The organism is Microbacterium sp. W1-4-2, from assembly GCF_058349885.2.
In genome coordinates this window covers 875850-901034 of the sequence record NZ_JBYRJC020000002.1, presented here as the reverse complement: position 1 = coordinate 901034, position 25185 = coordinate 875850, and the positions used below count along the sequence as shown (strand labels likewise).

Sequence of the window (25185 nt, the reverse complement as noted above, 5' to 3'; positions counted from 1 at the left end):
CATCAGGCCGAGGCGCGGATCCACACCCGGTCGTTCGCGATCTTCACATCCCAGACCGGTTCCGGGACCGTCGCAGGGCCGCGCGCGACGGTTCCGTCGGCGATGTGGAATCGGCTGCCATGCCACGGGCATTGCAGGCATCCGTCCGCGACCAGGGTGCCTTCATCGAGCGGGCCGCCGGCGTGCGTGCACGTGGCCGAGAGGGCATGGATGACACCGTTCTGTCTCACGAGCACGACGGGAACACCGGCCACCTCGACGCGCATCGGCGTCGCATCGACGACGTCCGCGTCGGCCGCGACATCCGACCAGTCCGTCGTGCCCGATTCGAATGCGGTGTGGTTGACGCCCACTCCTCGCACCAGCGAGAGGTGCCCGCCCAGGTAGGCGGCCGCCAGGGTCATGCCCAGCCCGGCAAGGCTGAGCACGGCGCCCAGGCTTCGAGAACCGCGACGCCGCGCCACCCACGACGAGACCTGCAGCACGGTCCCGGCACTGTTCGCGATGGCGTGGACGAGCCCGGCGCGCTGCTCGGGCCCATAGCTGTCGGACCAGTCGGACGCACCCGCCGCCGCTGCGGGAACCGCGGTCAGCACCCCGAAGCCGACCAGGCGACGTGCGGCGACGGAGCCTTGCTCACCGGCGGTGAGATCGATTACGGATGCCGCGGCCCAGGCCCCGATGGGAAGGTCGGTCAGAGCCGGATGGAGCTGATGGCCGAGCCACGTTCCCGACAGGGCGTTCTTGATGCGTTCATTCCCCGTCACCTTCTTGACAAGGGTCGCAAGGGGCGTCGACACCCGGTCCAGACCCTTGAATCGCTCGATCGTGCCGATCGTGTGGTGCAGGACCTCACTCAGATTTCGCACTGCCGGACCTCCTCAGCGGTGTGCAGACCTCAACAGTGGGCCGAAGTGTCGGTCCGAAAACAGGGCCTTGACACGATTGTGCCCCTTGCCCGCACGGAGTGGGCGACGGTGATGCGAGGATGACTGCCGACGTGCGCAACTAGAGTCGGATGGTGAGCGACCGACACCACGACCTCACGTTGCGCCGTGCGGGCATCGCGCTCGAAGTCGTGACTCTGCTGTGGAACATCGTGGGCGTCGTGCTGCTGGCATTCCTCGCCTACCGATCCGCGTCGGTGGCGCTGCTCGCGTTCGGGCTGGACAGCCTCATCGAGATCGGCGCCAGCATCGTCGTGATCTGGGAGCTCACCGATACCGGCGAGCGGCGCCGGCGACGCGCCCTCACCCTCATCGGGTGGGCGTTCGTCCTGCTCGCCGTGTACCTGTCCGTGCAGGCGGTCGTCGCGCTCGTGTCGGGTCACCATGCGTCGCCCGCCGCCGGAGGAGTCGGGTGGACGGCGGCGACTGCCGTCATGATGTTCGCGCTCGCGTGGGGCAAACACGCCGTCGGCCGGCGGCTGGGGAACCCCGTGCTCATGACCGAGGGGCGAGTCACCCTGATCGACGGCATCCTGGCCACGGCAGTGCTCGCAGGACTGCTCCTGGACTCTCTGTTCGGACTGTGGTGGGCGGACCCGGCCGCCGCACTCGTCGTCGTGTTCTACGCGGCCCGCGAAGCCACCCACATCTTCAAGGAGTGATCGTGCCGGCTGGAGCGGCGTTATTCCTATGACTCTGCGCACAGTGCCGATCTCGCCTTCCGGGCCATCTCGATTACCCGTACCGTGAGAACGGCGGCGTGGCCTGCCAGAGAGCGGAGGCGGGGAATGGATTCTTTGGACGTCGCGGACGCACTCCTCGCCGGACAGCCGCAGATCAAGGACTGGCAGGAGGACTTCTACCGGACTCTGCACCGGCATCCGGAACTGGGACACCAGGAGGTGAAGACGGCGGCAGCGGTCGCCGACGGACTGCGCGGCTCTGGATTCGACGTCCAGGAGCGCATCGGCGGTACCGGTGTGGTCGGCGTCCTCGCGAACGGCGCCGGGCCCGTCGTGCTGATGCGTGCGGACATGGACGCCCTGCCGGTCCAAGAGGCCACCGGTCTGCCATACGCGAGCATGGATCGCGCGCGGGACGCGGACGGCCAGGACGTGCCGGTCATGCACGCATGCGGACACGACGCTCATGTCGCGTGCCTGCTCGGCGCCGCGCGGCTGCTGTCCATGAGGCAGGACGTCTGGCAGGGCACCTACATCGCACTGTTCCAGCCGGCGGAGGAGCTCGCCGACGGGGCGGAGGCGATGCTCGCGGACGGGCTGGCCGACAAGATCCCCCGGCCCGATGTCGCTCTCGCCCAGCACGTGCTGCCGTTTCCGGCGGGCAAGGTCGGCACCCGGCAGGGCGCCTTCCTCTCCAGCGGGGACAGCATGCGCGTGACGGTGTGGGGGCGCGGCAGCCACGGCTCGATGCCGCAGCTGTCCGTCGACCCCGTGGTCCTCGCGTCGACGATCGTCCTGCGGCTGCAGGGCATCGTCTCGCGGGAGGTCACGCCCGGCGAGTTTGCGGTCCTGACCGTCGGACGGATCGCGGGCGGGTCGAAGAGCAACATCATCTCGGACCATGCGGTGCTCGAACTCAACATCCGGACCTTCAGCACGCAGACGCGCACGACGATCGTGAACGCGATCCGTCGGATCGTCGAAGGCGAATGCGCGACCTCGGGGTCGCCGAAGCCACCCACGTTCGAGTTCTACGACCATTACCCGGTCACCGAGAACGGCCACGCCCCGACATCCCGCGTCGCCGACGCCTTCGCACGCCACTTCGGCGACGATGCGTTCACCATCGAGCGCCAGTCCGCCAGTGAGGACTTCAGCGAGATCCCCGACGCTCTGGGCGTTCCGTACACCTATTGGGGCGTGGGATGCATCGACCCCGACCTGTACGCGAAGGCCGAGACCGCCGGCACGGTGACGACCGACATCCCCGCCAACCACTCGCCCGCGTTCGCGCCCGTGATCGAGCCCACGCTCGAAGTGGGCACCGCGGCCGCCGTCGTCGCCGCGATGGCCTGGCTGGGCACGCCACGGTAGGTCGTCCGCCGGGACACCGTACGCTGGGGTCGTGCCGTGGTCACTCGTCCTGGATCTGCTCGGGACCTTCTTCTTCGCACTCTCGGGAAGCCTGCTCGCCGCGCGCCGAGGCTTCGACATCGTCGGGTCGCTCCTGCTCGGCTCCCTGACCGGACTGGGCGGCGGCGTCATCCGAGACCTCATCCTCGGCGTGCCGCCGACCGCCTTCGCGAACCCCTTCTATCTGATCCCCCCGGTTGCCGCAGCGGCGCTCGTCCTCTTCCTGTCACGAAGCGTCCAGCGCTTTCCGAAGACGCTGCTGTTCTTCGATGCCGGCGGACTGGCGCTGTTCTGCATCACGGGAACGATCAAGGCGCTGGAACACGGCGCCAATCCGGTCTCAGCCGCCCTGCTCGGCGTGACCACCGCGGTCGGTGGAGGACTCCTGCGCGACGTCGTCGCGAACCGCGACCCCCAGCTCTTCAACCCGCATGACCTCTATGCCGTTCCGGCGATGTTCGGGGCGGCCACGATCACCGCCCTCTGGACACTCGGCGCGTGGAACATCTGGACCGAGATCGCGACCGCCGCCCTGGTGTTCGCGTTCCGCCTGCTCGCCCTGCGCTACAAATGGCATGTGCCGCTGGCCGCGACATCCCACTTCTCCGATCCGAGGAACACTGTGTGACGTCTGCAACTCGACGCCGATTTCTCTCGGTGTCGCAGCGAAACCAAGGCTAGCGGTGGGTCGGGTAACATCCGAACGCGACTGATTGAAAGGTGCCTCGATGCGCAGGACGATGCTCAAGTCGAAGATCCACCGCGCGACCATCACTGCGAGCGACCTCGACTACGTGGGCTCGATCACGATCGATCCCGACCTGCTCGAAGCCGCCGACATCCTCCCCCACGAACTCGTCCACGTGGTGGATGTGAACAACGGCAGTCGCTTCGAGACGTACACGATCAGCGGCGAACGGGGCACCGGAGCCATGCAGGTCAACGGAGCTGCAGCTCGTCTCGTGCACCCCGGCGACACGATCATCGTGATCTCCTACGCCGATTACGACGAGCAGGAGCTGCCGGACTACGCGCCCATCGTCGTGCACGTGGACGGCAGAAACGGGATCATCGGCGTCGACGCCGCGGTCGCCGAACTGCGTACCGCCGTTGGACCAGGCCCATCACCGCGCTCGACCAGCTCGGCACCGGATCACAGGCCGATGTAGGCGGCGCCGTTGAACTGCTCTTCGACGCCATCGGGCACATCGTCCGCAGTGAGCTGAGGAACGGCAATCAGGCCTTACACATCATCGAACAGACCACCGAAGGGGTCTCGTGCATCACCGGTGTCGCGAGGGTCGAACTGCACTGTCTCGACTGTGAACGAGACCTGTGTGACCGGCGAGAACAACACGCTCACCTCACGGTTCCCCACCACCACGAAATCGACGAACGCTCCCCCGGTGTTGATTGCGCCTACGATCCGTCGCTTCAGATCTTCGATCTCCTGCCCTTGCGCCAAGGGGAACGTCCCCCCGTTCACCGAGATCTCAGTGCGGACCATCGTCTCCATGGCATCCATCCTCGAACCATATACACCGATGCTCTCGCACGCGATAGGGGTTGCTTTCGGTCGTGCGTGCTTCGACCCCTGGCCGCCGCGCTTCAACATGCTGTGGAGCAGTACAGATGCAGGAGCGCCCCCTGGCGCGCCGCACACGAAGAAGCACCCGCGCTCCCCAGTGCTCTCAAGGGACCGCGGGGGTCTCACAGGGCGGTGACGGTGGGATTGGAACTATGCCGCATAACAGCATGCTCGGCCACGTCTCACGATGAATCGTCGGAGATCGGCTCTTGCACGGGCGCCTCGCGGAGCTGAAGCCGATCTGCGAGACTGGCCGCATGGAAACCGCCGTGCCGCTCGATACCGAGGCGATCCGGCGCGCCTGCGAGCGGTATGGTGTGGAGCGGCTCCGTGTCTTCGGTTCGGTGCTCACCGATCGGTTCAATCCGGAGACGAGCGATGTCGACTTCCTCGTGACCTTCCGACCGGAGCGGGAGAACCTGTTCCACGACTACTTCGATCTGAAGTTCGAGTTGGAACGGATCGTCGGCCGGGGAGTCGACCTCGTCGTGGAGCGTTCAGTGAGGAACCCCTTCTTCAAGGCGGCAGCCTTCGGGAGCGCGCAGGATCTATATGCGGCCTGAGGCAGGTGCGCATCTTTGGGATGCAGTCGAGGCCGCCAAACTAGTCCACGAATTCGCCCACGGCAAGACCGAGGCTGATTCACCTCCGACCTTGTCGTCCGCTCGGCGGTCGAGCGTCAGCTAGAGATTCTCGGCGAGGCGCTGAACCGACTCCGCAGAGATGATGCGGGTACGGCAGCCCGAGTCCCCGACCTCGACAAGATCGTCAGCATCCGGAACGTCCTTGCTCACGAATACGGGGACATCGACTACGAGATCGTGTGGCGCGCGGCGACTGACGCTGTCTGTTAACCGTTGCGCTTCTTCGTCGGGACATCGCCTCGCTGCGAGTGGTCATCGTGGGCGCCGCTGTCCTTGAGTGCCGCAGCGATGTGGTCCGGCGATCAAGCGCCGGTGACACCCGCCGAGATCCGCGAATGAGCAGCCCCAAAACGGCTACACTGTCTCGTCGCGTGATCGGATTCCGGTTCCGGAGACGGTCGTCGTGGCATATCGCGCCGCAATCTGAGTCCCGCCCTCGCGGCGCGTTGGTTGGCGTTCCGTTGATTCCACGCGGGTTCGCGACGGCCTCAAGTCACGTTGGGCACGATTCAGTTCATCTCGGCCCGAGTCAGCTTCGGAGGATTTTACCCACGGTTTACCCACGTCGCAAAGTTGCTCAACTCGTGTCGCGCATCATTCTGACGGCGTCCACCATGCTGTATCGGGACTCGAGGATGTCGAGGATCTCACCCACTGAGCGCCTCGGCCCATGCGCTCCCGACCGGGCGGCGATCTCCCTCACGGCGTCGAGGGCTCGTCTCGGATTCAACGCGACAGTGTTCGCGGCGAACTCGCGCGCACGGAGCACCTGAATGGTCGGCGGAATTTGTACGGTGGGGAAGTCCTTCAAGTTCTCGGTCACGATCGCGCGGGCGCCGGCGACGAGTGCTGCGGCGACCACATGCTCATCGTCTGGGTCGGGAAGACCGAAGGAGCCGACCAGTGGCTCCCATCCCTCGACCTCTGCGTCAGCGAAGACGGCCCGCATTTGACTAATCAGCTTTGCTGCGCGCTGGGCGGCAACGAGTGGTTCGATGCCGATCCGTTCGAGCTTCAGTTGCTCGTGGAATTCGAGTTCGTCCAAGATGGCGGCGCTCCAGGTGGGCCGGTACGCACCCTCGATCGCGAGCGAGAGCAGGAAGTCCCGTTGCAGGCTCGGCCACAGCACGCTGGTGTCGAGAGTCGCGGTGAACACGACACCATCCTGTCAGTCGGCCGTGCGCGCCCTCCGCGCCGCAACGGCCTTCCGTGCTGCTTTCAGGTCAGCGAGGGTGTCCTCGATGTTGTCTTCGCCGACCTCGCTGCCCGTCGCAGCGAGGAACTCGTACTGTCGCTGCCGACGCTGCTCCCGATACTCGAGAAGATCGGTCAAACGGATGCGACGGTGCGTGCCGGCCTTCTCGAACGGGATCTCGCCCGCATCCAGTAGCTTCACCACCGTGGGACGGCTCACGCTGAGCAGGTCCGCTGCCTGTTGCGTCGTCAGCCGCGTCGATTGCGGCACCACCGAGACGGCCAGGCCGTTCCGCATCGCATCAACGACCTTCACCAGCGCCCGGTAGACGGGCTCGGGCAACTCCACCTGGTCGCCCTGCTCCGCACCCGACAAGAAGTAGCGCCCGCTGGCCGCACCAGCTTGTGCCTCGTGAGACGTGAGGAAGTCGAGGACCGGCGCGAGCACACGGCCGTCGCTCGGAAGATACGTCTCCTCCAACACCGCACCAGACATGATCAACCTCGCTTCAAACGCAGAGCTTTGCGTTTACTGCGACTAGTATACCGCCGACCGTTGCCCGATGTGCGATCCGACCGACGCCGGGCCGGCCGCGGAATGTCGTAGGTGCCGTGTACTGTCGCGGCATGTCTGTACGCTGTCCGACGAAACGAGCCGCGATTGGCTCGAAGGGCGAAGCGGTCCTTCTTGCTGAACGTGCCCACAAGCCGACCCAAGTTGTCCGATGTCCGTACTGCGGCTGGTGGCACATCGTTGGGGTCGGCTCTGCACTTGAGCGTCCTTCGAAGCCGAGGAAGCACCGCTAGCTGCTCCCGTATCGAACCCTCCGACAGCCCCAAGGCCCGGTTCGTCTTGTGGGTGCGGGCGTCCGGGTGTTGACTCCCAGTCCGCTTGCCTGGGTAGATGGTGCAATGAGCGACGCTTCTGCTCCGCAACCTCCAACGGATGAGGAGCTTGAACATCGTGCAGCGCTGATCGGAATCCTCTCCGATGAGGTGGACCGTCAGCTCGAATCAGTGGGCGCGCGAACGCGTAGTATCTCCACGCGGGCATCCTTGCTCGTCGGTGCAGCGGGAATCATGACCGGCCTCCAGGTGTCAGCCATCGAGGACCCCCTGTACGCAGCGTCCGTAGGGTGCGCTGCCATCGCCGCGATCCTCGGCGTCGTGATCCTTATCCCTCGTGCCGCGCCCGAGGTCTCCGTCATGGCAACCGACACGTCCGCAGAGACTGAGCTGTGGAACTACGGCAGTGTGCGGAGCCGGTGGACCCTCGCGCATTGGAAGCACAACACGCTCTTAGAGCAGGAGCGCGCCCTCCGGTGGCGCGCGACTCTCGTCACGATCGGCTTCGGGATGATTGCCCTGGCGATCATCTTCGCCGCCGCCGCACTGACCTCAACGGTTGGAGACACACATGTCCGACACTCCTCCCCCGGCCGCGCCTCCGTCGCCTCCACCACCGCAGCCAGTGCCCTCACGAATCATTCGTGAGTCCCCGCAGCCGCCGCGGCACAACCCCCCGCCGCCGGATCGACGTCGGGTCACTGGCGATTGGACCAATCGGCGGTGATGTCCCGGCAGCCGTGGCGCGCGGTGGCGAATAGGGCCGATGAGACGCGGACGTGCTGCCAGGGTCTTCTGTGCTTCGCGATAAACCCGTGCCCATGCACGGGCCCGGACTCGCTCTCGGTCCGACAGCCAGGAGAACAGCCACACAAGCAACGCGATCAGGACCAGAGTGCCGATCAACCCGCCCAGGAGGGCCTCGGTCTGCTCGATCGACTCGAACAGCTTTCGGCCAACGACCCCCGTGTACGCCCCCGTGCTTTGGTCGTACGGCGTAGTCGCGATCGCCCCGTTCATCAGAGCGATCATGAACCCCATCAGCAGCGTCGCGCCAGTCGCCGCCACGGTAATAACGGCCAACATGGCAGGTCCACGCGTGCCTGGTTCCCTGTCATCAGCAACCAAGTCCGTCTCGACAAGTACTTGCCGTTGCACCTCGGGCGTGGCCTGCCTGAACAGTGCTATCCGCTCAGACAGTTTCGAGAGACTCGGATAGAGGTGCCGTCGTGCATCCTTCCGGATCGGATCACGACGCACACGAAACCGGTCGATGAACCCCAGTGCCACTGCATCTCCTTGAAACTGATCGACGTCGATCACTCTTCGATCCGTTGCCGGTAGCGCTCTGCGACCCGATACACAATCGCCCGGGAGATGTGAAACATCGTCGCGATCTCCCCCGGTGTGAATTCACTCCTGCGAGGCGTCCTGATCATCCGCGACCGTCATGTACGGATACTGGCAGCCGCTCGCGCCGCGCGCAGATGACACGCCTGAGGCCCCGTCACGAAAGACGTAACGCCGTGGTGGATGCTGCGGGTACCGGATCACTCCCGACGCAACCGGAGGGGATGAACACTGCCCGCACTGCTCACGGCGCCACCTATGAAGATGCAGATTCCCACCGTAGGTATCCGACGAGCGGCGACAGATCCGCGGAATCTCGGGGGTCGATGCACCACCGGCCAGCGCGCCAGAGCCGCGCGGGTAAACGTGGGTAAAGGGGACCCAGCAGAATGGTGACTTGACGGCGCGATCCGACGCACAATGTCGGCGCGTTTACCCAAATCTTTACCCAAACGCAGATCAGCGCCACTCGGAAGAGGCGCTGATCTGGTGTTTATTTCCGCGGTGACGGTGGGATTTGAACCCACGGTAGGGGGTTACCCTACACAACTTTTCGAGAGTTGCACCTTCGGCCGCTCGGACACGTCACCGCCGACAAGTTTACGGCACGACCGGCGTCGTCGCGAATCGACGGGATTCGGCCTATCACCGGGGCCGTTTCGATTCGCTCGCGCCTCGCGCGGGCCGCTCAGCGACCGCGCCCCGACCTCACCAGGCGGCGGCGACTTCGGCGTGCGTGCGCAGGATGCCCTCGGTCGTCCCCTCGGGTGCACGCCCGATGCCGCATTCGGTCGCCACGCCGAACACCGGCACGTGCCGCAGCGCGGCCTCGATCCGGCGCGCCGCGCCCGCAGCGCCGTCCTCGCGGTGCACGAGCCCGAGGTACAGCTCCGTATCGCCGACCCGAAGCCGATCGAGAGGCGCGAAATAGGCGTCGTCGTCGCGCTCGATCGGCACCGGCAGGTGGATCCAGTCGATGCGGCGCGACGCGGCCGCCACGATGTCGTTCGCGAACCGCACGAGGTTGGCGGCGTCGGTCGGCTCGACGAAGTGCTTCTCGGCCACGTCTCCGTAGCAGAGGTGAAAACCGACCTCGACGTCGACCGGCACCCGATCTGCCTGCTCCGCCGAGCGCGCGGTCAGCCCGTCCCACACGTCGCCCTCCCACCACGGCGCGGCCGAGACGCCCTCGATCATGCCGAACTCGACGGCGTTGTCCCACTGGATCGCGAGGTCCTCGTGCGGGATCGCGGCGAGGATCTCGTCGAGCTCGCGGTACATCGCCGCCCGGTAGACGGGCTCGATCGCGGCGCGCTGCTCGGGCGGAAAGAACGCCCCGACCACCGCCAGCGGCGTCGGCAGCGATACCTGGAACCTCGTTGCCGGCGGAATCGCACCCTCTTCGCGCAGCCTCCGGAAGATCGCGTACGACTCCTCCGCCGCGGCGGCGTACCCGAGCGGCGGCAGCCGCAGCGAGGCCGGGTCGACCCCGTCGGCGACGCGCAGCGGCCGGGCATCCAGCATCCTGAGCGGTATCCGCTCCGCACCCACCCGCTCGATGCCCTCGGTCTGCCCGAGCACGTCGGGCTGGAACATGATCCAGTGGAACCGCGGCCCGCATTCGCCGTCGGGGATGCGCTTGAGCCTCTCGCCGAGGATCTCGGCGGCCGTGCGCATGGTGGTCTCGGCGTCGTCGTAGTTGACGCTGCCGACGAGGTGGGCGCCCTGGGGCTGGGTCATGATCGTGCCTTCGAGAAGAGGGTGGATGCCGCATCCCACGCTACCTCCGTCACCGGGCGCCGTCCGCCTCTGCGTCGACGGCCCGGCACCTCTCCGGCGCACGATACGCTGGCGCCGGAGCCGGGCGGCACGCGCCGCCCGACCCGTGGACGGAGGTCGTCGATGCCTGCACGTGTACTGATCCTGGGTGCCGGGTTCGGCGGCCTCGAAGTGTCGGCGAGCCTGTCGGAGCGGTTCGCCGACGACATCGAGATCACGCTCGTCGACCGATCCGAGCACTTCGTCTTCGGCTTTGCGAAGCTCGACGTGCTGTTCGGCAAGCGCACGGCCTCCGCTGTCTCGCACCCGTATCGGCGCCTCGCGAAGCCTGGCGTGCGGTTCGTGCGCACCGAGATCCGCGCCATCGACCCGTCCGCACGGCGCGTGAAGACGGATGCCGGTGACTTCGAGGCCGAACATCTCGTGATCGCGCTCGGCGCCGACCTCGACCCATCGGCCACACCCGGGCTCGCCGAGCACGGCCACGAGTTCTATTCGACCGAGGGCGCCTTCGCCGCCGCCGACGTGCTCGCCGGATTCCGCGGCGGACGCGTGGTGATCGGCGTCGCGTCGGCGCCGTTCAAGTGCCCGCCCGCGCCCAGCGAGACCGCGCTGCTCATGCACGAGCACCTGAGCGCCCGCGGGCTGCGCGGGGCCTCTGAGATCGACCTCGTCATGCCGCTGCCTGCCCCGGTCCCGCCCGTGCCGGCGGCATCCGACGCCCTGCTTCAGGCGTTCGCCGACCGGGGCATCCGGTGGCACCCGAACCGGGTGATCGCCCGGCTCGATCCGCACGAGGTGGTGTTCGAGGATGCCGGGGCCCTGCCGTACGACTTCTTCCTCGGCGTTCCGCGCCACGTCGCCCCGCCGGTGGTCGCGACCTCCGGTCTCGTGGTCGACGGCTGGGTGCCGGTCGACCCGGCGACCTTGCAGACCGGTCACCCCGACGTCTACGCGATCGGCGACGTCGCCGGCGCCGGAACGCCCAAGGCCGGCGCCTTCGCCGAGGGTCAGGCGGCGGTCGTCGCCGACCGGATCTCCGCGCGCATCCACTCGGCGGCCGGCACCGCGCAGTACGACGGGGGCGGCGTCTGCTACGTCGAGTTCGGCGGCCACCGCGCCGCACGCGTGGGCGTGACGTTCGCCGGCGGCACCTTCGACGACGCGAGCGACGCGCTGGCCGGGGCGAAGGACGCATACCGCACCTCCCGCATCCGACGCTGGATGGGCGAGCCCGCACCGACGTCGTGACGAGGGATGTCGCAGCCGCGGCATAGCCTGGGATCCATGGCCACCAAGCGACCCACCGCGTCCCCCTACCGCTGCACGGAATGCGGGTGGACGACGCTGAAGTGGGTCGGCCGCTGCGGGGAGTGCCAGCAATGGGGCACGGTCGTCGAGGCGACCGAGTCGACCGGGATCGCCGCGCGCAAGGTCGCCCCCATGGCACCCGCGGCCGGTCGCAGCGCCCGGCCCATCACGATGATCGACACGACCGCGACGCCGCGGCGCACGAGCGGCATCGCCGAGTTCGACCGCGTGCTCGGCGGGGGCGTCGTGCCGGGCGCCGCGATCCTGCTGTCGGGCGAGCCGGGCGTGGGCAAGTCGACGCTGCTGCTCGAGGTGGCCGCACAGTCGGCGCGGGCGGGCCGGCGCGTGCTGTACGCGAGCGGCGAGGAGTCCACGGCCCAGGTCCGCCTGCGTGCCGAGCGCACCGGCGCCCTGCACGACGAACTGTTCCTGGCCAGCGAGACGGACCTTGCAACGATCCTCGGTCACGTCGACGAGGTCGAGCCCGACCTGCTGATCGTCGACTCGGTGCAGACGGTGTCGTCGGCGCTGTCGGACGGGCTGGCCGGCCACCCGAGCCAGGTTCGCGAGGTCGCGGCCACCCTCATCCGGGTCGCGAAGGAGCGGCATCTGCCGGTGGTCATCGTCGGCCACGTCACGAAGGACGGGTCGATCGCGGGCCCGCGCATCCTCGAGCACCTCGTCGACGTCGTGTGCCACTTCGAGGGCGACCGGCAGACGTCGCTGCGGTTCCTGCGCACGCTCAAGAACCGGTTCGGGCCCACGGACGAGGTCGGATGTTTCGACATGACGGGGTCGGGAATCGAAGAAGTCCCCGATCCCAGTCGGCTGTTCCTCGGCAGCGGCAAGCCCGTGGCCGGCACGTGCGTCACGATCGCGCTCGAAGGGCGCCGCGCGATCCCCGTCGAGGTACAGGCGCTGACGGTCGCCGCCCCCGGGCCGAACCCGCGTCGCGTGGTCAGCGGCGTGGACTCGTCGCGCGTCGCGATGATCCTCGCGCTGCTTGAGAAGCGGGCGCGCATCGAGCTGTCGAAGCAGGACGTCTACGTCTCCACCGTGGGCGGGGTGCGCCTGGTCGAGCCGGGCGCCGACCTGGCGATCGCGATCGCGATCGCCACGGCCCGCGGCGAGAAGGCCGTGCGGCACGACGTGGCGGCCATCGGCGAGCTGAGCCTGTCGGGCGAGATCCGGCCGGTCGCGCAGGCGGCGCAGCGGCGCAACGAGGCCGCGCGCCTGGGCTACCGCACGGTGATCGACGAGCGGGCCGAGTCGATCGGCCACGCGATCCGCACCCTCGCCGCAACCGCGATGGCCCCGGCATCCACCGAAGGCGTGCCCGAGTTCTGAGCTTCAGGCCTCCAGCGCCGCGATGATGTCGGACGGCGTCGCTTGCATCGGGTGGGGACCTGCGATGTCGAAGAACACGGTCGTGATCTCGTCTCTGTGCGCCTCGAGGAACGACCGCAGCCACGCCGGCGAGTGCAGGCCGACCGCGGGCGGCAGCGTTTCGGGCTTGTGCACGGCATCGCTGAACAGCAGCAGCGCGACGTCGCCCGAGCTCGGATCGCGGAACGTCCAGACCTCGCCCGCATCACGCGGGTCGTCGCGGGCGCCCGCGTGCATCAGCGGGACGACGGTCGGCCCGTGCCGCAGAGCGAACGCGACAGCCGCAATGTCCTGGGTCTGCAGCGCGTCGGCCAGCTGGGTGTTGCGGAACTCGAGCTGCTTCGCGTGCGTCTTGGGGCGCTTCTTGCCGGATGCCACGTCCCCAGCGTAATCGCGGCGGACGGCGTGTCCGAGCCGGGCGACGGATCGCAGAGAAGAAGAGAGGACCCTCTCGAGTCGCTCATTGGGGACTGGGCGACTCGAGAGGGTCCGAACGCTGTGCAGACGGTGGGCCTGCTGGGGACAGGCACTTCCGCTGCTGGGGACAGCGACACCGCACACTCGCACAACGTGTGATTCAAGTGTACGAGAAGTTTCCGACTGTTTGCTGTCCCCTCTTTGGGGGACATCAGACCATTCGGGCTCCTGAAGGTGGCGGACTCAGCCGCCGATCGCCGTCAATACAGCTGAAAAAGGACGTCGTCGACCGCGTCGATCCCACCGATCGACACGGTCAGATGGTATGTCGCTCCCCCGCCGGGCGCCTTCGGCCTGTTCTTCGCCTGGCACGTCGCGACGCTCGATCGCGTGCGATCCCAGACGATCGGCTCGGCGCTCGAGACCTTCTGACCGGCCTTCAGGAGCACGACCATGTCGCTCGGCTCGCTCTGGCAGTCCGTCGAGCGCCACCAGGTGTCATCCCCGCTGGTGATCGTGAACACCTGGGCGCTCGTCCCGACGTTCAGCGTGCAGTCCTTCGAGCCGGTGTTCATCAGCTGAATCGACAGCTTCGGGTCCTGGCCCGTCACGTAGCGGGTCTTGTCGGTCACGCCCGTGACCGTGATGTCGCCGGTGGCGCACGGCGCCGCCGACGCGCCCGGGCTGGGCTTCGGCGACCCGGACGCGCCCGGCGTCGGCGAGCCCGATGCCCCCGGAGTCGGCGACCCGGACGCGCCGGGAGTCGGAGTGGTCGCCTGCGGAGAGCTCGAGACGGCCGGCACCAGCGGATCGGCGACTCGCGGCGGCTCATTCGCCTCGGCGGAGGCACCGGCCTGCCACGGGCGCGCGATCAGCAGCCAGACCCCCGCCGCGATGGCGATGAGCACGAGCAGCAGGACGAGCCTGCGCCGGCGATAGACGGCGGGCGAATGGCGGCGTCCTGACGTACTCACCCTGCCAGGCTAGGTCGGCTCGCGGCGCCAGCCGTGCAGGGCGCGCCCGGGCCTGTCACAGGTGCTTGAGCATGCGGGTGTTGCCGAGCGTGTTGGGCTTGACGTGCGCGAGGTCGAGGAACTCGGCGACGCCGGCGTCGGGGCTGCGCAGCAGCTGCGTGTAGACGTCGGGGTCGACGATCTGCTCCCCGATCGGCGAGAAGCCGTGCCGGCCGAAGAACGACACCTCGAACGTCAGGCAGAACAGGCGCGACAGCCCCAGCTCGATCGCACGGGCCTCGAGCACCTCGACGATGCGTCCGCCGATGCCCTGGTGCAGCTGGTCCTCGCGCACCAGCAGGGTGCGCACCTCGCCGATGTCGCGCCACATCACGTGCAGCGCGCCGCAGCCGATGACCTCGCCCTCGAGCTCGGCCACCACGAACTCCTGCACGGCCTCGTAGAGCGACACCAGCTCCTTGCCGAGCAGGATGCGACGATCCACGAGCGGCTCGAGAAGCCCCTGGATCTCTCGCACATCAGCGGTTCGGGCGGGCCGGATGACGATGTCGCTCACGCAGCAAGCCTACGACCGCGAAGGGGCCGACCCGCGGCATCCCGCGCGTCGGCCCCCGTGCAATGGGTGCGTTGTCGTCCGTCAGCTCCCGGCGATGATGTCGGGCGTCGCGGGGATCTGCTCCTGCCCGCCCACGCCGATCGCGACCTTCTCGCCGCGCGGAGCATGCTCGAACACGAACTGGCCGTTCTCGGCATCCACCTTCACGTGGTCACCGGAGTTCAGCTCGCCGTGCAGGATGCGCTCCGAGAGCTGGTCCTCGATCTCGCGCTGCATGGCACGGCGCAGGGGACGTGCGCCCAGCGTGGGGTCGAACCCGATCTCGATGAGCTTGTCTTTGGCGGCGTCGGTCAGCTCGACGGTCATGTCGCGGTCGAGCAGGCGCTCGGCCAGACGCTTCGTGAACAGGCCGACGATCTGACGCAGTTCGTCCTTGTTCAGCTGCGGGAAGACGATGATGTCGTCGACGCGGTTGAGGAACTCGGGCTTGAAGTGGCGCTTGAGCTCTTCGTCGACCTTGCCCTTCATCCGCTCGTAGCTGGTGGTCGTGTCGCCCTCGACCTGGAAGCCGACCGGGCCACCCGCGATCGCCGACGAGCCGAGGTTCGTCGTCATGATGATCACGGTGTTCTTGAAGTCGACCACGCGGCCCTGGCCGTCGGTCAGCCGGCCCTCTTCGAGGATCTGCAGCAGCGAGTTGAAGATGTCGGGGTGGGCCTTCTCGATCTCATCGAACAGCACGACCGAGAACGGCTTGCGGCGCACCTTCTCGGTGAGCTGGCCGCCCTCTTCGAAGCCGACGAACCCGGGAGGGGCGCCGAACAGGCGCGACACCGTGTGCTTCTCGCCGAACTCGCTCATGTCGAGCGAGATCAGCGCGCCCTCGTCGTCGAACAGGAACTCGGCGAGCGCCTTGGCCAGCTCGGTCTTACCGACGCCGGTCGGGCCGGCGAAGATGAACGAGCCCGACGGGCGCTTGGGGTCCTTCAGGCCCGCGCGCTGACGGCGGATCGTGCGCGAGAGCGCGGCGATCGCCTCGTCCTGGCCGATGACGCGCTGGTGCAGCGCCTTCTCCATGAAGACGAGGCGCGAGGACTCCTCTTCGGTGAGCTTGAAGACCGGGATGCCGGTGGCCTGCGCCAGCACTTCGGCGATGAGGCCCTCGTCCACGACGGCAGGGGTCGCGACATCCCCGCTGCGCCACTGCTTCTCCAGGCGCAGCCGCTCGGCGAGCAGCGACTTCTCCTCGTCGCGCAGGGAGGCGGCCTTCTCGAAGTCCTGCTCCTCGCTGGCGGCCTCCTTGCGGGTGCGCACGTCGGCGATCTTGTCGTCGAGTTCGCGCAGCTCGGGCGGGCTCGACAGGATCGACAGGCGCAGGCGGGCGCCGGCCTCGTCGATCAGGTCGATCGCCTTGTCGGGCAGGAAGCGGTCGGACACGTAGCGGTCCGACAGGTTCGCGGCCGCGACGATCGCGCCGTCGGTGATCTGCACCTTGTGATGCGCCTCGTACCGGTCGCGCAGGCCCTTCAGGATGTTGATGGCGTGCGGCAGGCTGGGTTCGGCGACCTGGATCGGCTGGAAGCGGCGCTCGAGCGCGGCATCCTTCTCGAAGTGCTTGCGGTACTCATCGAGCGTGGTGGCGCCGATGGTCTGCAGCTCACCGCGGGCCAGCAGCGGCTTCAGGATGCTCGCGGCGTCGATCGCGCCCTCGGCCGCACCGGCGCCGACGAGGGTGTGGATCTCGTCGATGAACACGATGATGTCGCCGCGGGTGCGGATCTCCTTCGTGACCTTCTTCAGGCGCTCTTCGAAGTCGCCGCGGTAGCGGGACCCGGCGATGAGCGAGCCGAGGTCGAGCGAGTAGAGCTGCTTGTCCTTCAGCGTCTCGGGCACGTCGCCCTTGACGATCGCCTGGGCCAGGCCCTCGACGACCGCGGTCTTGCCGACGCCCGGCTCGCCGATCAGGACGGGGTTGTTTTTGGAGCGGCGCGAGAGGATCTGCATGACCCGCTCGATCTCCTTCTCGCGGCCGATCACCGGATCGAGCTTGTTGTCGCGTGCCGCCTGCGTGAGGTTGCGACCGAACTGGTCGAGCACCTGCGAGCCTCCTTGGGCTCCCGTCGCGCTCTCGTGCGCGGCGCCGGAAACCGCCGCAGGCTCCTTGCCCTGGTAGCCGGACAGAAGCTGGATGACCTGCTGACGCACCTTGTTGAGGTCCGCGCCGAGCTTGACGAGCACCTGTGCTGCGACGCCTTCGCCCTCGCGGATGAGACCGAGCAGGATGTGCTCGGTGCCGATGTAGTTGTGCCCCAGTTGCAGCGCCTCGCGAAGGCTCAGCTCGAGGACCTTCTTCGCACGGGGCGTGAACGGGATGTGACCGGTCGGCTGCTGCTGACCCTGGCCGATGATGTCCTGGACCTGCTCGCGCACCGCATCCAGCGAGATGCCGAGCGATTCGAGCGCCTTCGCCGCCACACCTTCGCCCTCGTGGATGAGGCCCAGGAGGATGTGCTCCGTCCCGATGTAGTTGTGGTTGAGCATCTTCGCCTCTTCTTGGGCGAGGACGACCACGCGTCGAGCTCGGTCGGTGAATCTCTCGAACATCTCTGACTCCTCCGGCGCACTTCTGGCGCTTGTAAAGAGCGTAACGAGCGCAGGGATGCCGCAAGCCGGTGTTCGCCGTCGGCATAGCGTTCTCGACCCCGGTCGTCGAGCGAGCGCGCGCGGCGCGAGCGAGTCGAAACGCGCTTGCGTGATGCGACTGCTGCTGCTTCTGCCGCCGCTGGCCTCGATGGTCGGCGTGATCCTGCTGGTCATGGCCCTGTTCTGCGCGCGTCTGGCTGGCGATCGGGCTCGGCGCGTGCTCGGCGCTCGGCGCTATGGCACGCGGCGGCCGGCGGCCGGCACTCTCCCTCGGCTCAGTCGTCACCTATTACAGTCTTCTGTCGACCAGCACCGTCAGAGACGACGACTCAAAGTCTGAGCTGGATTTCAGTCGTCATCGATGACCGCCGAGGCTCGCGCGGCACCGTCATGGATGACGACTGACGGCGTGAGGCGGATGCCACGCCCCGGCCACCCCGAACGCGCCTAGCATCGAGAGGGTGAGCGGCCTCGCCTTCAACCCCCGACGTGACGAACCCGATGCCGCGGAGCCGTCCGCACGGCCGCGCGACCTGGTCGACCGGCCCGAGATGTTCGGCCGCTGGGGCAAGCCGATGCGCGCCGCGGACGGCGTCGATCCGGCGGATGCGCGGTTCATCGCGGCGAATCTGCAGCACTGGGTGGCCAACGCTGTTCGCGAAGAGGTGCTCATGCAGCGCAGCAACCTCGCCACGATCGTGCCGACGCTCCAGGTCACCTCGCCCGAGATGACGCTCGACCGGGTGTCGCGCCTGCAGCACGGCGACGAGCCGATGCGGCTCGACGACCTGCTGGTGTGGGCTCGACGGTTCGACAGTGTGCGCAGCATCCTCACCTCGGCGTTCGGCGACGCGACTCGGCCGCCGGTCGCCACCGCTCCGCCGGCCGACGGTGGGATGGGCCCGATCGTCAGCACGGGGCTCGCCCGCCGGCGCGCCGAGAACGCGTCGCCCGAGACGCGCTGACTACTGCAGGGCCGACGTGAGCCGGGCAAGGTTGTCGAGCACGGTCGAGCGCAGGGGCTGCTGGTTCCACTCCTCGAGCGTGAGCTCGCGCGACAGGCGCCGGTACTTCTCCTCGATCTCGCGCATCTCCGACACGAACTCCTCACCGCGCACGAGCATCGAGATCTCGAGGTTCAGACCGAACGAGCGCATGTCCATGTTGCTCGACCCGATGATGGCGACCTCGTCGTCGATCGTCATCGACTTCGAGTGCAGGATGTACGGCTTGCGGTACATCCAGATCTTCACCCCGGCCTTCAGCAGCGCCTCGTAGTAGCTGCGCTGCGCGTGGTAGACCATGGCCTGGTCGCCCTCTTCGGACACGAACAGCTCGACCTGCAGGCCGCGGTGGCACGCGGTCGTCACGGCCAGCAGCAGCGCCTCGTCGGGCACGAAGTACGGGCTGACCATGATGATCTTGCGCTGTGCGTAGTACAGCAGCCCGAGGAACAGCCGTAGATTGTTCTCGAACCGGAATCCCGGGCCGCTCGGCACGATCTGGCAGTCGAGGTCGCCGGGACTGGCCTCGGCGATGTCGAACAGCGAGATCTCGTCTTCGAGCGTCTCGTCGGTCTCGCTGTACCAGTCCGACAGGAAGACCGCGTTGATGGATGCCACGACCGGCCCTTTGATGCGCACCATCAGGTCGACCCAGTGCAGGCCCCGACGGATGTTCTTGCGCAGGTTGTAGGTGGAGTCGGTGATGTTCTGCGACCCCATGAACGCGACGTCGCCGTCGACGACCAGGAGCTTGCGGTGGTTGCGCAGATCGGGTCGCTGGTACTTGCCGCGCAGCGGCTGCACGGGCAGCATGAGCTGCCACCGAGCGCCCATGCGGGTCAGCCGGTCGAGGGTGCGGCGGTAGCGCGGCTTGCCGCGATTGGCCCAGTGGTCCAGCAGCACGCGGACGGTGACCCCGCGCGCCGCGGCCTCTTCGAGCGCGCAGAAGAAGTCGTCGGTCGTGTCGTCGGACTGCAGGATGTAGAACTCGGCGTGCACATACTGCGTCGCGGCCCGGATGGCCTCGGCCATCTCGTCGAGGCTCTGCCGGTACTCCGAGATCAGGTGCGCCTCGTTATCGCCGGCCAGCGGCATCGCCCCGAGCATGCGGTTCATCGTGACCATCGTGTTGAACCAGTCGGGCGCGTGCGGCCGCAGCGTGCCGAAGTCGAGGTGCGCGCTGGTCTCGCGGATGTAGTCGTTGATCGCGTCCTGCTTGCGCCGCCGCTTGCGGGGCAGCCGCGGCGTGCCGATCAGCAGGAACAGCAGCACACCGGCGATCGGGATGAAGTAGATCGCGAGCAGCCACGCCATGGCGGCGGTGGGCCGGCGGTTGCGGGGCACGACGATGACCGCGGCGATGCGGATGGCCACGTCGAACACGAGGATGACGATGGGCCACCACGTCGCGATGAAGCTCATGCGCTCCCCCTCGCTGAAGTCAAAGCTCAGCGTATCGGCTCGCGACGACATCCCCGGGACCGCGGGGTGGGATGCCGCGGCCCGGCCTCAGCGGGCGTCGATCGTGGCCCCGACCAGGCATGAGGCCCAGTGGTGCGGATCAGTGACTGAGGTTCAGCGGCCGGCGGCAGGCGGCGTGGGCGGAATCGGCGGCAGGCCGCGCTTCGCGCGCTCCTCGGCCTCGACCTTCGCATAGGTGCGGCGCTCGTTGCGGTCCATGTGCACGACCGAGCGCAGGATGAAGATGAACATCCCGAGCACCACCACGGTCGGCACGAGCGACCAGAACGCGGCGACCCAGAAGTTGTCCATGCCTCCATCGTACCGGCGGACGCGGCATCCCGGCCCCGCCGCCTCCTCCCCAGATCGGGGTTCGGACGTGGATCGGGCGAAGCATCCACAGATCACGCTCCGAGCCGCATGCGGGCCGGGCCCGCCGGGCAGGCTCGAGGCATGTCCACCGTGATCCGCACCGAGCAGTCCGCCTCGTTCCTGTCCCTCGTGCCGCAGCTGCTCGGGCACGTCCCGAAGCGGGGCCTCGTGGTGGTGCCGTTCGCGCGCAGCCGCACGATGGGCGCGTTGCGCGTGGCACTTCCCGACGACGCCGACATCGATCAGACCGCCGCCACGTGTATCGGGATGGTGTGCCGCCTGGCCGATGCCGACAGCCTGACCGCCGTGGTCTACACGGACGCCGCGATGGGCGACGCACTGCCCCACGACGATCTCGTGCGCGCCCTGGCGCGCCGGACCGACGCGTGCGGCCTGCACCTGCGCGACGCGCTGTGCGTGAGCGGCGGCCACTGGGGCTCGTACCTCGACCCGGAGTGTCCGCCGGGCGGCATCACGCTCGCCCCCTTCCCGCGCACGCCGGTGGACGCTGCCGAGGTGCGCGCGCAGACCGCCGATGCGCTGGCCGCGATCGAGACGGCGGTGTGCGCCCTGTGCGACGGCGACGCTCCGCCGGGCGGCCGGGTCGATCCCCGTGCGTTGTGCGCGACCTGCCGGCTCGACGATCTGCCCGCCCTGTTCGAAGAGGCGCTCGGGCTCGACCCCGAGACGATCGACCCGTTCACCGCGGCGCTGCTGATCTGGGCGCTCGACCGGCCCGGCACACGGGACGTCGCGCTCGTGCAGTGGTGCGGGGCCGCCCGTGACGGAGACGCCGCGGCCGAGGCGCTCGTGCGCTGGGAGGACGGGGCGGAGTATCCGCCCGATCTCGGCGAGCGGATGTGGGGCGACGGCGTCGATGCGGATCCGCAGCGTCTCACCGCGGCACGCGGCGTGGCGCAGGAGCTCGCCGCCCGCTCTCCGGCGGCCCGGCGCGCAGGCCTGCTCGCGGTGTGCGCCTGGCTGTCGTGGGCGCTCGGTGATCTGGCGCAGGCGCTGCACGACGCAGAGTGTGCGTGCGACGTCGAGCCCGAGCACGGGCTCGCCGAGCTCGTGCTGTCGTTCCTGGCGACAGCGCACCGCCCGGGATGGGTGCGCGATCTGAACGCGGCCACCGCGCCGTCGATCCGAACGTGACCGACGTCCCGGCCGACGTCAACGTCGACGACCGCCGACCGGGTCGGCCGCTTACTTCACGAGGGGGAACAGGATGGTCTCGCGGATGCCGAGCCCGGTGATCGCCATCAGCAGGCGGTCGATGCCCATGCCCATGCCGCCCATCGGGGGCATGCCGTGCTCCATCGCGCGCAGGAACTCCTCATCGATGCGCATGGCCTCGACGTCGCCGGCTGCGGCGAGCTTCGCCTGCGCGATGAACCGCTCGCGCTGGACGACCGGGTCGATCAGCTCGGAGTACCCGGTCGCCAGCTCGAAGCCGCGCACGTACAGGTCCCACTTCTCCACCACGCCGGCGATCGACCGGTGGTCACGCACGAGCGGGCTGGTGTCGACGGGGAAGTCCATGACGAACGTCGGGCGCGTGAGCGATCCCTTCACGAAGTGCTCCCAGAGCTCTTCGACCCACTTGCCGTGGGTGGGGTGCGGCGGGGCGTCGACGCCCTCGCGGTCGGCCAGCGCGCGCAGGTCGTCGACCGAGGTCTGCGGCGTGATCTGGACGCCCGCGGCCTCGGACAGGGAGTCGTACATCGAGATGCGGTCCCACTCGCCGCCGAGGTCATACACCGTGCCATCGGCCCAGGTCACGGTCGTCGAGCCGCTCACCGCGATCGCGGCGTTCTGCACGAGTGCCTGGGTGAGGTCGGCGATGCCGTTGTAGTCCGAGTACGCCTGGTAGGCCTCGAGCATCGCGAACTCGGGGCTGTGCGTCGAGTCGGCGCCCTCATTGCGGAAGTTGCGGTTGATCTCGTACACCCGGTCGATGCCGCCGACCGCGGCGCGCTTGAGGTAAAGCTCGGGCGCGATGCGCAGGTACAGCTCGGCGTCGAACGCGTTCGAGTGGGTCACGAACGGGCGGGCCGAGGCTCCGCCGTGCTGGATCTGCAACATCGGGGTCTCGACCTCGATGAAGCCGCGCTCGGTGAACGTGCGGCGCAGGCTGGCGTTGACCTCGGCGCGTGCGCGCACGGTGGCCCGAGCCTGGTCGCGCACGATCAGGTCGAGGAAGCGGCTGCGCACGCGGCTCTCTTCGCTCAGCTCGGTATACATGTTCGGCAGCGGCAGCAGCGCCTTCGATGCGATCGCCCAGTCGGCGACCATGATCGACAGCTCGCCGCGGCGGCTCGAGATGACCTCTCCGCTCACGTACACGTGGTCGCCGAGGTCGACGAGCTCCTTCCAGCGCTGCAGGGACTCCGCGCCCACCGAGGCGAGCGAGACCATGGCCTGGATGCGGCTGCCGTCGCCGGACTGCAGCGACGCGAAGCACAGCTTGCCGGTGTTCCGGCTGAACACGACGCGCCCGGCGACCGCAGCGGTCACCCCCGTCTCGTCACCCGCCTCGAGGTCGCCGAACCGCTCACGCAGCGACGGAATCGTGTCGGTCACGGGAACGGTGACCGGATATGCGCCGCCCGCGGCATCCTTCCGCTCCGCGATCAACCGCTCGCGCTTGGCCATGCGCACGGCCTTCTGTTCGACGACGTCCTCTTCCGAGGGCTGGCCGGGCGCGGTGTCGGCGGGGGCGGGGGTGTCGGTCATGCGGCGGGCTCCTCGAAAAGTCGCGTCCCAGTCTATCGGCGGCCGTCCGCGGCAACTGACCCCGGCCAGTGCCGGTCGCCCGGCCGCGGAAGCGTCGCGGCGCCGATCCGCCCAGGAACGACGGGGTCGCGCGACGATCGAACAACATGGGGGTCGCGTGGCCGACGGCTGCGCGCGACACTGGAGCCGGAGGGGACTCGGATGGATGCTCGTCAGCCCCGCAGGCGACGTCGCGCGCACCGGAGCACCGCGGCACGGCGTAGCGCCGCGACACTGCTCACCGCCATGGCCCTCGCACTGACGGCCTGCTCGGCATCCTCTGCTCCGCGACCTTCCACGACGCCGCACACGACCCCGGCGCCCGCGCCGACGGCGGCGGCACCATCGGCGAGCGGGGCGACGACCACGCCGATCGCCCATCTGGTCGTGATCTTCGGCGAGAACGTCTCGTTCGACCACTACTTCGGCACGTACCCCGACGCGGCGAACACCGACGGCACACCGTTCCACGCGGCGGCCGGAACGCCACAGGTCGACAACCTCCGCACCGGCGGCCTGCTCGCATCGAACCCCAACGCGTCCCCGCCGCACCGGCTCGGTCACGACCACGCCCTCACGTGCGACCAGGACCACGACTACACCGCCGAGCAGCAGGCGGTCGACAGTGGCCTGATGGACCGATTCGTCCAGTACACGTCACGCAACTCGTGCTCCGGCGCCTTCGGCGAGCCCGGACTGGTCATGGACTACTACGACGGCAACACGGTCACGGCGCTGTGGAACTACGCTCAGCGCTTCGCCATGAGCGACAACTCCTGGGACACGGTGTTCGGCCCGTCCACTCCCGGAGCCCTCGACCTCGTATCGGGTCAGACATGGGGCATGACGCTGGTCGATCCGGCGTCCGGCCGCGTGGTGCGCGATCCAGCCCAGGTGTTGGCGCCGGATGCCGCGGGCCGGGGCACCTTGATCAGCGATGTCGACCCCGTCTTCGACGACTGCAGCCATAGATCGTCGGGGGCACCGCTCGGGCGGTTCACGGCATCCACTCCCAACATCGGGGACCTCCTCACCGACGCGCACGTGACCTGGGGGTGGTTCTCGGGCGGCTTCCGCCCCACGACGCCCTGGAACGAAGCAGCCGGCACTCCGGCGCAGTGCGACGCGAGCCGTGCGAACATCGGCGGTGCGCGGGTGACCGACTACACAGCGCACCACGAGCCGTTCCAGTACTACCCGTCGACGGCCAACCCGCATCACCTGCCGCCGACATCGACCGCCATGATCGGTCACGACGACCAGGCCCACCACCAGTACGATCTGCGCGACTTCGACGCCGCCCTGGCGTCACGCGATCTGCCGGCGGTGTCATTCCTCAAGGCGCCGGCAGCGCAGGACGGTCACGCCGGATACTCCGATCCGCTCGACGAGCAGCGTTTTCTCGTCGACATCCTCAACATGCTGCAGACCTCGCCCGAGTGGGCCTCGACCGCGGTCGTCATCGCCTACGACGACTCCGACGGCTGGTATGACCACGTCGCGCCGACGATCCTGAACGCATCGCACGAGCCGGGCATCGACGCAGCGATCTGCGATCACTCGAGCGCCCCCGTCACCGACGGCAAGCCGGGCCGCTGCGGGCCGAGTCAGCGTCTGCCGCTGCTGGTCATCTCGCCGTACGCGCGCCGCAACGCCGTAGACCACTCCCTCACCGAACAGACCTCGGTGCTGCGCTTCATCGAGGACAACTGGCGCCTGGGGCGTCTGGGCGGCGGCAGCTTCGACGCGCGGGCAGGTTCCCTCGCCCCGTTGTTCGACTTCGCGGCGCCCGACCCGCGTCCGCTGCTGCTGAACCCCGACGGTTCGGTGCGCTCCGGCTGA

General features: G+C 68.3%; 23 protein-coding genes, 1 tRNA gene and 1 pseudogene. 12 read left to right on the top strand and 13 right to left on the bottom strand.

Annotated elements, in window-relative coordinates:
* Positions 1 to 2: 2 nt before the first annotated feature.
* Positions 3 to 869 carry a Rieske (2Fe-2S) protein gene (locus tag AC3RX0_RS11935; protein ID WP_491506196.1) on the bottom strand — a complete coding sequence of 289 codons (867 nt, stop codon included), beginning with the start codon at positions 867 to 869 and terminating at the stop codon, positions 3 to 5.
* Between the two features lie 152 nt (positions 870 to 1021).
* Between AC3RX0_RS11935 and AC3RX0_RS11930 the strand changes: the two genes are divergently transcribed.
* The 4 genes from AC3RX0_RS11930 (at position 1022) to panD (ending at position 4212) form a co-directional block, all read left to right on the top strand.
* Positions 1022 to 1609, top strand: a complete 588-nt coding sequence (locus AC3RX0_RS11930; RefSeq protein ID WP_491506195.1) for a cation efflux transmembrane domain-containing protein — start codon at positions 1022 to 1024, stop codon at positions 1607 to 1609.
* Positions 1610 to 1735: 126 nt separating this feature from the next.
* Positions 1736 to 3004 carry an amidohydrolase gene (locus AC3RX0_RS11925; protein WP_491506194.1) on the top strand — a complete coding sequence of 423 codons (1269 nt, stop codon included), beginning with the start codon at positions 1736 to 1738 and terminating at the stop codon, positions 3002 to 3004.
* 31 nt (positions 3005 to 3035) lie between these two features.
* Positions 3036 to 3671: a trimeric intracellular cation channel family protein gene (locus AC3RX0_RS11920; protein ID WP_491506193.1), complete on the top strand. Its 636-nt coding sequence runs from the start codon at positions 3036 to 3038 to the stop codon at positions 3669 to 3671.
* Positions 3672 to 3771: 100 nt separating this feature from the next.
* Positions 3772 to 4212, top strand: coding sequence for an aspartate 1-decarboxylase (panD, locus tag AC3RX0_RS11915; RefSeq protein WP_491506192.1), 441 nt, complete (start codon positions 3772 to 3774; stop codon positions 4210 to 4212).
* A 74-nt stretch (positions 4213 to 4286) separates the two neighbouring features.
* On the opposite strand, the gene AC3RX0_RS11910 is transcribed toward panD, so the two are convergent.
* Positions 4287 to 4568: a hypothetical protein gene (locus tag AC3RX0_RS11910; protein ID WP_491506191.1), complete on the bottom strand. Its 282-nt coding sequence runs from the start codon at positions 4566 to 4568 to the stop codon at positions 4287 to 4289.
* A gap of 320 nt (positions 4569 to 4888) precedes the next feature.
* Here AC3RX0_RS11910 and AC3RX0_RS11905 point away from each other — a divergent pair, with 320 nt between their 5' ends.
* Positions 4889 to 5194, top strand: a complete 306-nt coding sequence (locus AC3RX0_RS11905) for a nucleotidyltransferase family protein (RefSeq protein WP_491506190.1) — start codon at positions 4889 to 4891, stop codon at positions 5192 to 5194.
* 90 nt (positions 5195 to 5284) lie between these two features.
* Positions 5285 to 5485 (top strand): annotated as a pseudogene (locus tag AC3RX0_RS11900) (HepT-like ribonuclease domain-containing protein); the annotation flags it as partial.
* 367 nt (positions 5486 to 5852) lie between these two features.
* Here the strand turns inward: AC3RX0_RS11900 and AC3RX0_RS11895 are convergent.
* Together AC3RX0_RS11895 and AC3RX0_RS11890 are read right to left on the bottom strand one after the other, a co-directional pair.
* The gene (locus AC3RX0_RS11895; protein WP_491506189.1) at positions 5853 to 6431 is read right to left on the bottom strand and encodes a PIN domain-containing protein; all 579 of its coding nucleotides are present in this window, start codon (positions 6429 to 6431) and stop codon (positions 5853 to 5855) included.
* Positions 6432 to 6443: 12 nt separating this feature from the next.
* The gene (locus AC3RX0_RS11890; protein ID WP_491506188.1) at positions 6444 to 6965 is read right to left on the bottom strand and encodes a helix-turn-helix domain-containing protein; all 522 of its coding nucleotides are present in this window, start codon (positions 6963 to 6965) and stop codon (positions 6444 to 6446) included.
* A 416-nt stretch (positions 6966 to 7381) separates the two neighbouring features.
* On the opposite strand from AC3RX0_RS11890, the gene AC3RX0_RS11885 reads away from it, so the two are divergent.
* Entirely contained in the window at positions 7382 to 7963 is a 582-nt protein-coding gene (locus tag AC3RX0_RS11885; protein ID WP_491506187.1) for a hypothetical protein, read from the top strand.
* A gap of 1204 nt (positions 7964 to 9167) precedes the next feature.
* Here the strand turns inward: AC3RX0_RS11885 and AC3RX0_RS11880 are convergent.
* Both AC3RX0_RS11880 and AC3RX0_RS11875 read right to left on the bottom strand, forming a co-directional pair.
* Positions 9168 to 9255 (bottom strand) — tRNA-Ser (locus tag AC3RX0_RS11880).
* Between the two features lie 118 nt (positions 9256 to 9373).
* Positions 9374 to 10405: a hypothetical protein gene (locus tag AC3RX0_RS11875; RefSeq protein ID WP_491506186.1), complete on the bottom strand. Its 1032-nt coding sequence runs from the start codon at positions 10403 to 10405 to the stop codon at positions 9374 to 9376.
* 162 nt (positions 10406 to 10567) lie between these two features.
* Between AC3RX0_RS11875 and AC3RX0_RS11870 the strand changes: the two genes are divergently transcribed.
* Together AC3RX0_RS11870 and radA are read left to right on the top strand one after the other, a co-directional pair.
* A complete protein-coding gene (locus tag AC3RX0_RS11870; protein ID WP_491506185.1) occupies positions 10568 to 11695 on the top strand; it encodes an NAD(P)/FAD-dependent oxidoreductase in 1128 nt (375 codons plus the stop codon).
* Positions 11696 to 11731: 36 nt separating this feature from the next.
* A complete protein-coding gene (gene radA / locus AC3RX0_RS11865) occupies positions 11732 to 13102 on the top strand; it encodes a DNA repair protein RadA (protein ID WP_491506184.1) in 1371 nt (456 codons plus the stop codon).
* 3 nt (positions 13103 to 13105) lie between these two features.
* Here radA and AC3RX0_RS11860 read toward each other — a convergent pair whose 3' ends face one another.
* From AC3RX0_RS11860 to AC3RX0_RS11845, 4 genes are all read right to left on the bottom strand, one after another.
* Positions 13106 to 13519, bottom strand: a complete 414-nt coding sequence (locus AC3RX0_RS11860) for a dehydrogenase (RefSeq protein ID WP_491506183.1) — start codon at positions 13517 to 13519, stop codon at positions 13106 to 13108.
* A 299-nt stretch (positions 13520 to 13818) separates the two neighbouring features.
* Positions 13819 to 14532, bottom strand: a complete 714-nt coding sequence (locus AC3RX0_RS11855; protein WP_491506182.1) for a hypothetical protein — start codon at positions 14530 to 14532, stop codon at positions 13819 to 13821.
* Positions 14533 to 14587: 55 nt separating this feature from the next.
* Positions 14588 to 15088, bottom strand: coding sequence for an amino-acid N-acetyltransferase (locus tag AC3RX0_RS11850; RefSeq protein ID WP_491506181.1), 501 nt, complete (start codon positions 15086 to 15088; stop codon positions 14588 to 14590).
* A gap of 81 nt (positions 15089 to 15169) precedes the next feature.
* Positions 15170 to 17692, bottom strand: a complete 2523-nt coding sequence (locus AC3RX0_RS11845; RefSeq protein WP_491506180.1) for an ATP-dependent Clp protease ATP-binding subunit — start codon at positions 17690 to 17692, stop codon at positions 15170 to 15172.
* A gap of 500 nt (positions 17693 to 18192) precedes the next feature.
* Here AC3RX0_RS11845 and AC3RX0_RS11840 point away from each other — a divergent pair, with 500 nt between their 5' ends.
* Positions 18193 to 18696, top strand: a complete 504-nt coding sequence (locus AC3RX0_RS11840) for a hypothetical protein (RefSeq protein ID WP_491506178.1) — start codon at positions 18193 to 18195, stop codon at positions 18694 to 18696.
* Here AC3RX0_RS11840 and cls read toward each other — a convergent pair whose 3' ends face one another.
* On the bottom strand, positions 18697 to 20157 hold the full coding sequence (gene cls / locus AC3RX0_RS11835; protein ID WP_491506177.1) for a cardiolipin synthase: 1461 nt from the start codon (positions 20155 to 20157) through the stop codon (positions 18697 to 18699). It lies immediately after the preceding gene.
* A 153-nt stretch (positions 20158 to 20310) separates the two neighbouring features.
* Positions 20311 to 20508 (bottom strand): hypothetical protein, encoded by a 198-nt coding sequence (locus AC3RX0_RS11830; RefSeq protein ID WP_491506176.1) that lies wholly within the window; start codon positions 20506 to 20508, stop codon positions 20311 to 20313.
* Between the two features lie 141 nt (positions 20509 to 20649).
* Between AC3RX0_RS11830 and AC3RX0_RS11825 the strand changes: the two genes are divergently transcribed.
* Positions 20650 to 21723, top strand: coding sequence for a DUF4192 family protein (locus AC3RX0_RS11825; RefSeq protein WP_491506175.1), 1074 nt, complete (start codon positions 20650 to 20652; stop codon positions 21721 to 21723).
* 51 nt (positions 21724 to 21774) lie between these two features.
* On the opposite strand, the gene lysS is transcribed toward AC3RX0_RS11825, so the two are convergent.
* The gene (lysS, locus tag AC3RX0_RS11820) at positions 21775 to 23304 is read right to left on the bottom strand and encodes a lysine--tRNA ligase (RefSeq protein ID WP_491506174.1); all 1530 of its coding nucleotides are present in this window, start codon (positions 23302 to 23304) and stop codon (positions 21775 to 21777) included.
* Between the two features lie 285 nt (positions 23305 to 23589).
* Between lysS and AC3RX0_RS11815 the strand changes: the two genes are divergently transcribed.
* A complete protein-coding gene (locus AC3RX0_RS11815; protein WP_491506173.1) occupies positions 23590 to 25185 on the top strand; it encodes a phospholipase C in 1596 nt (531 codons plus the stop codon).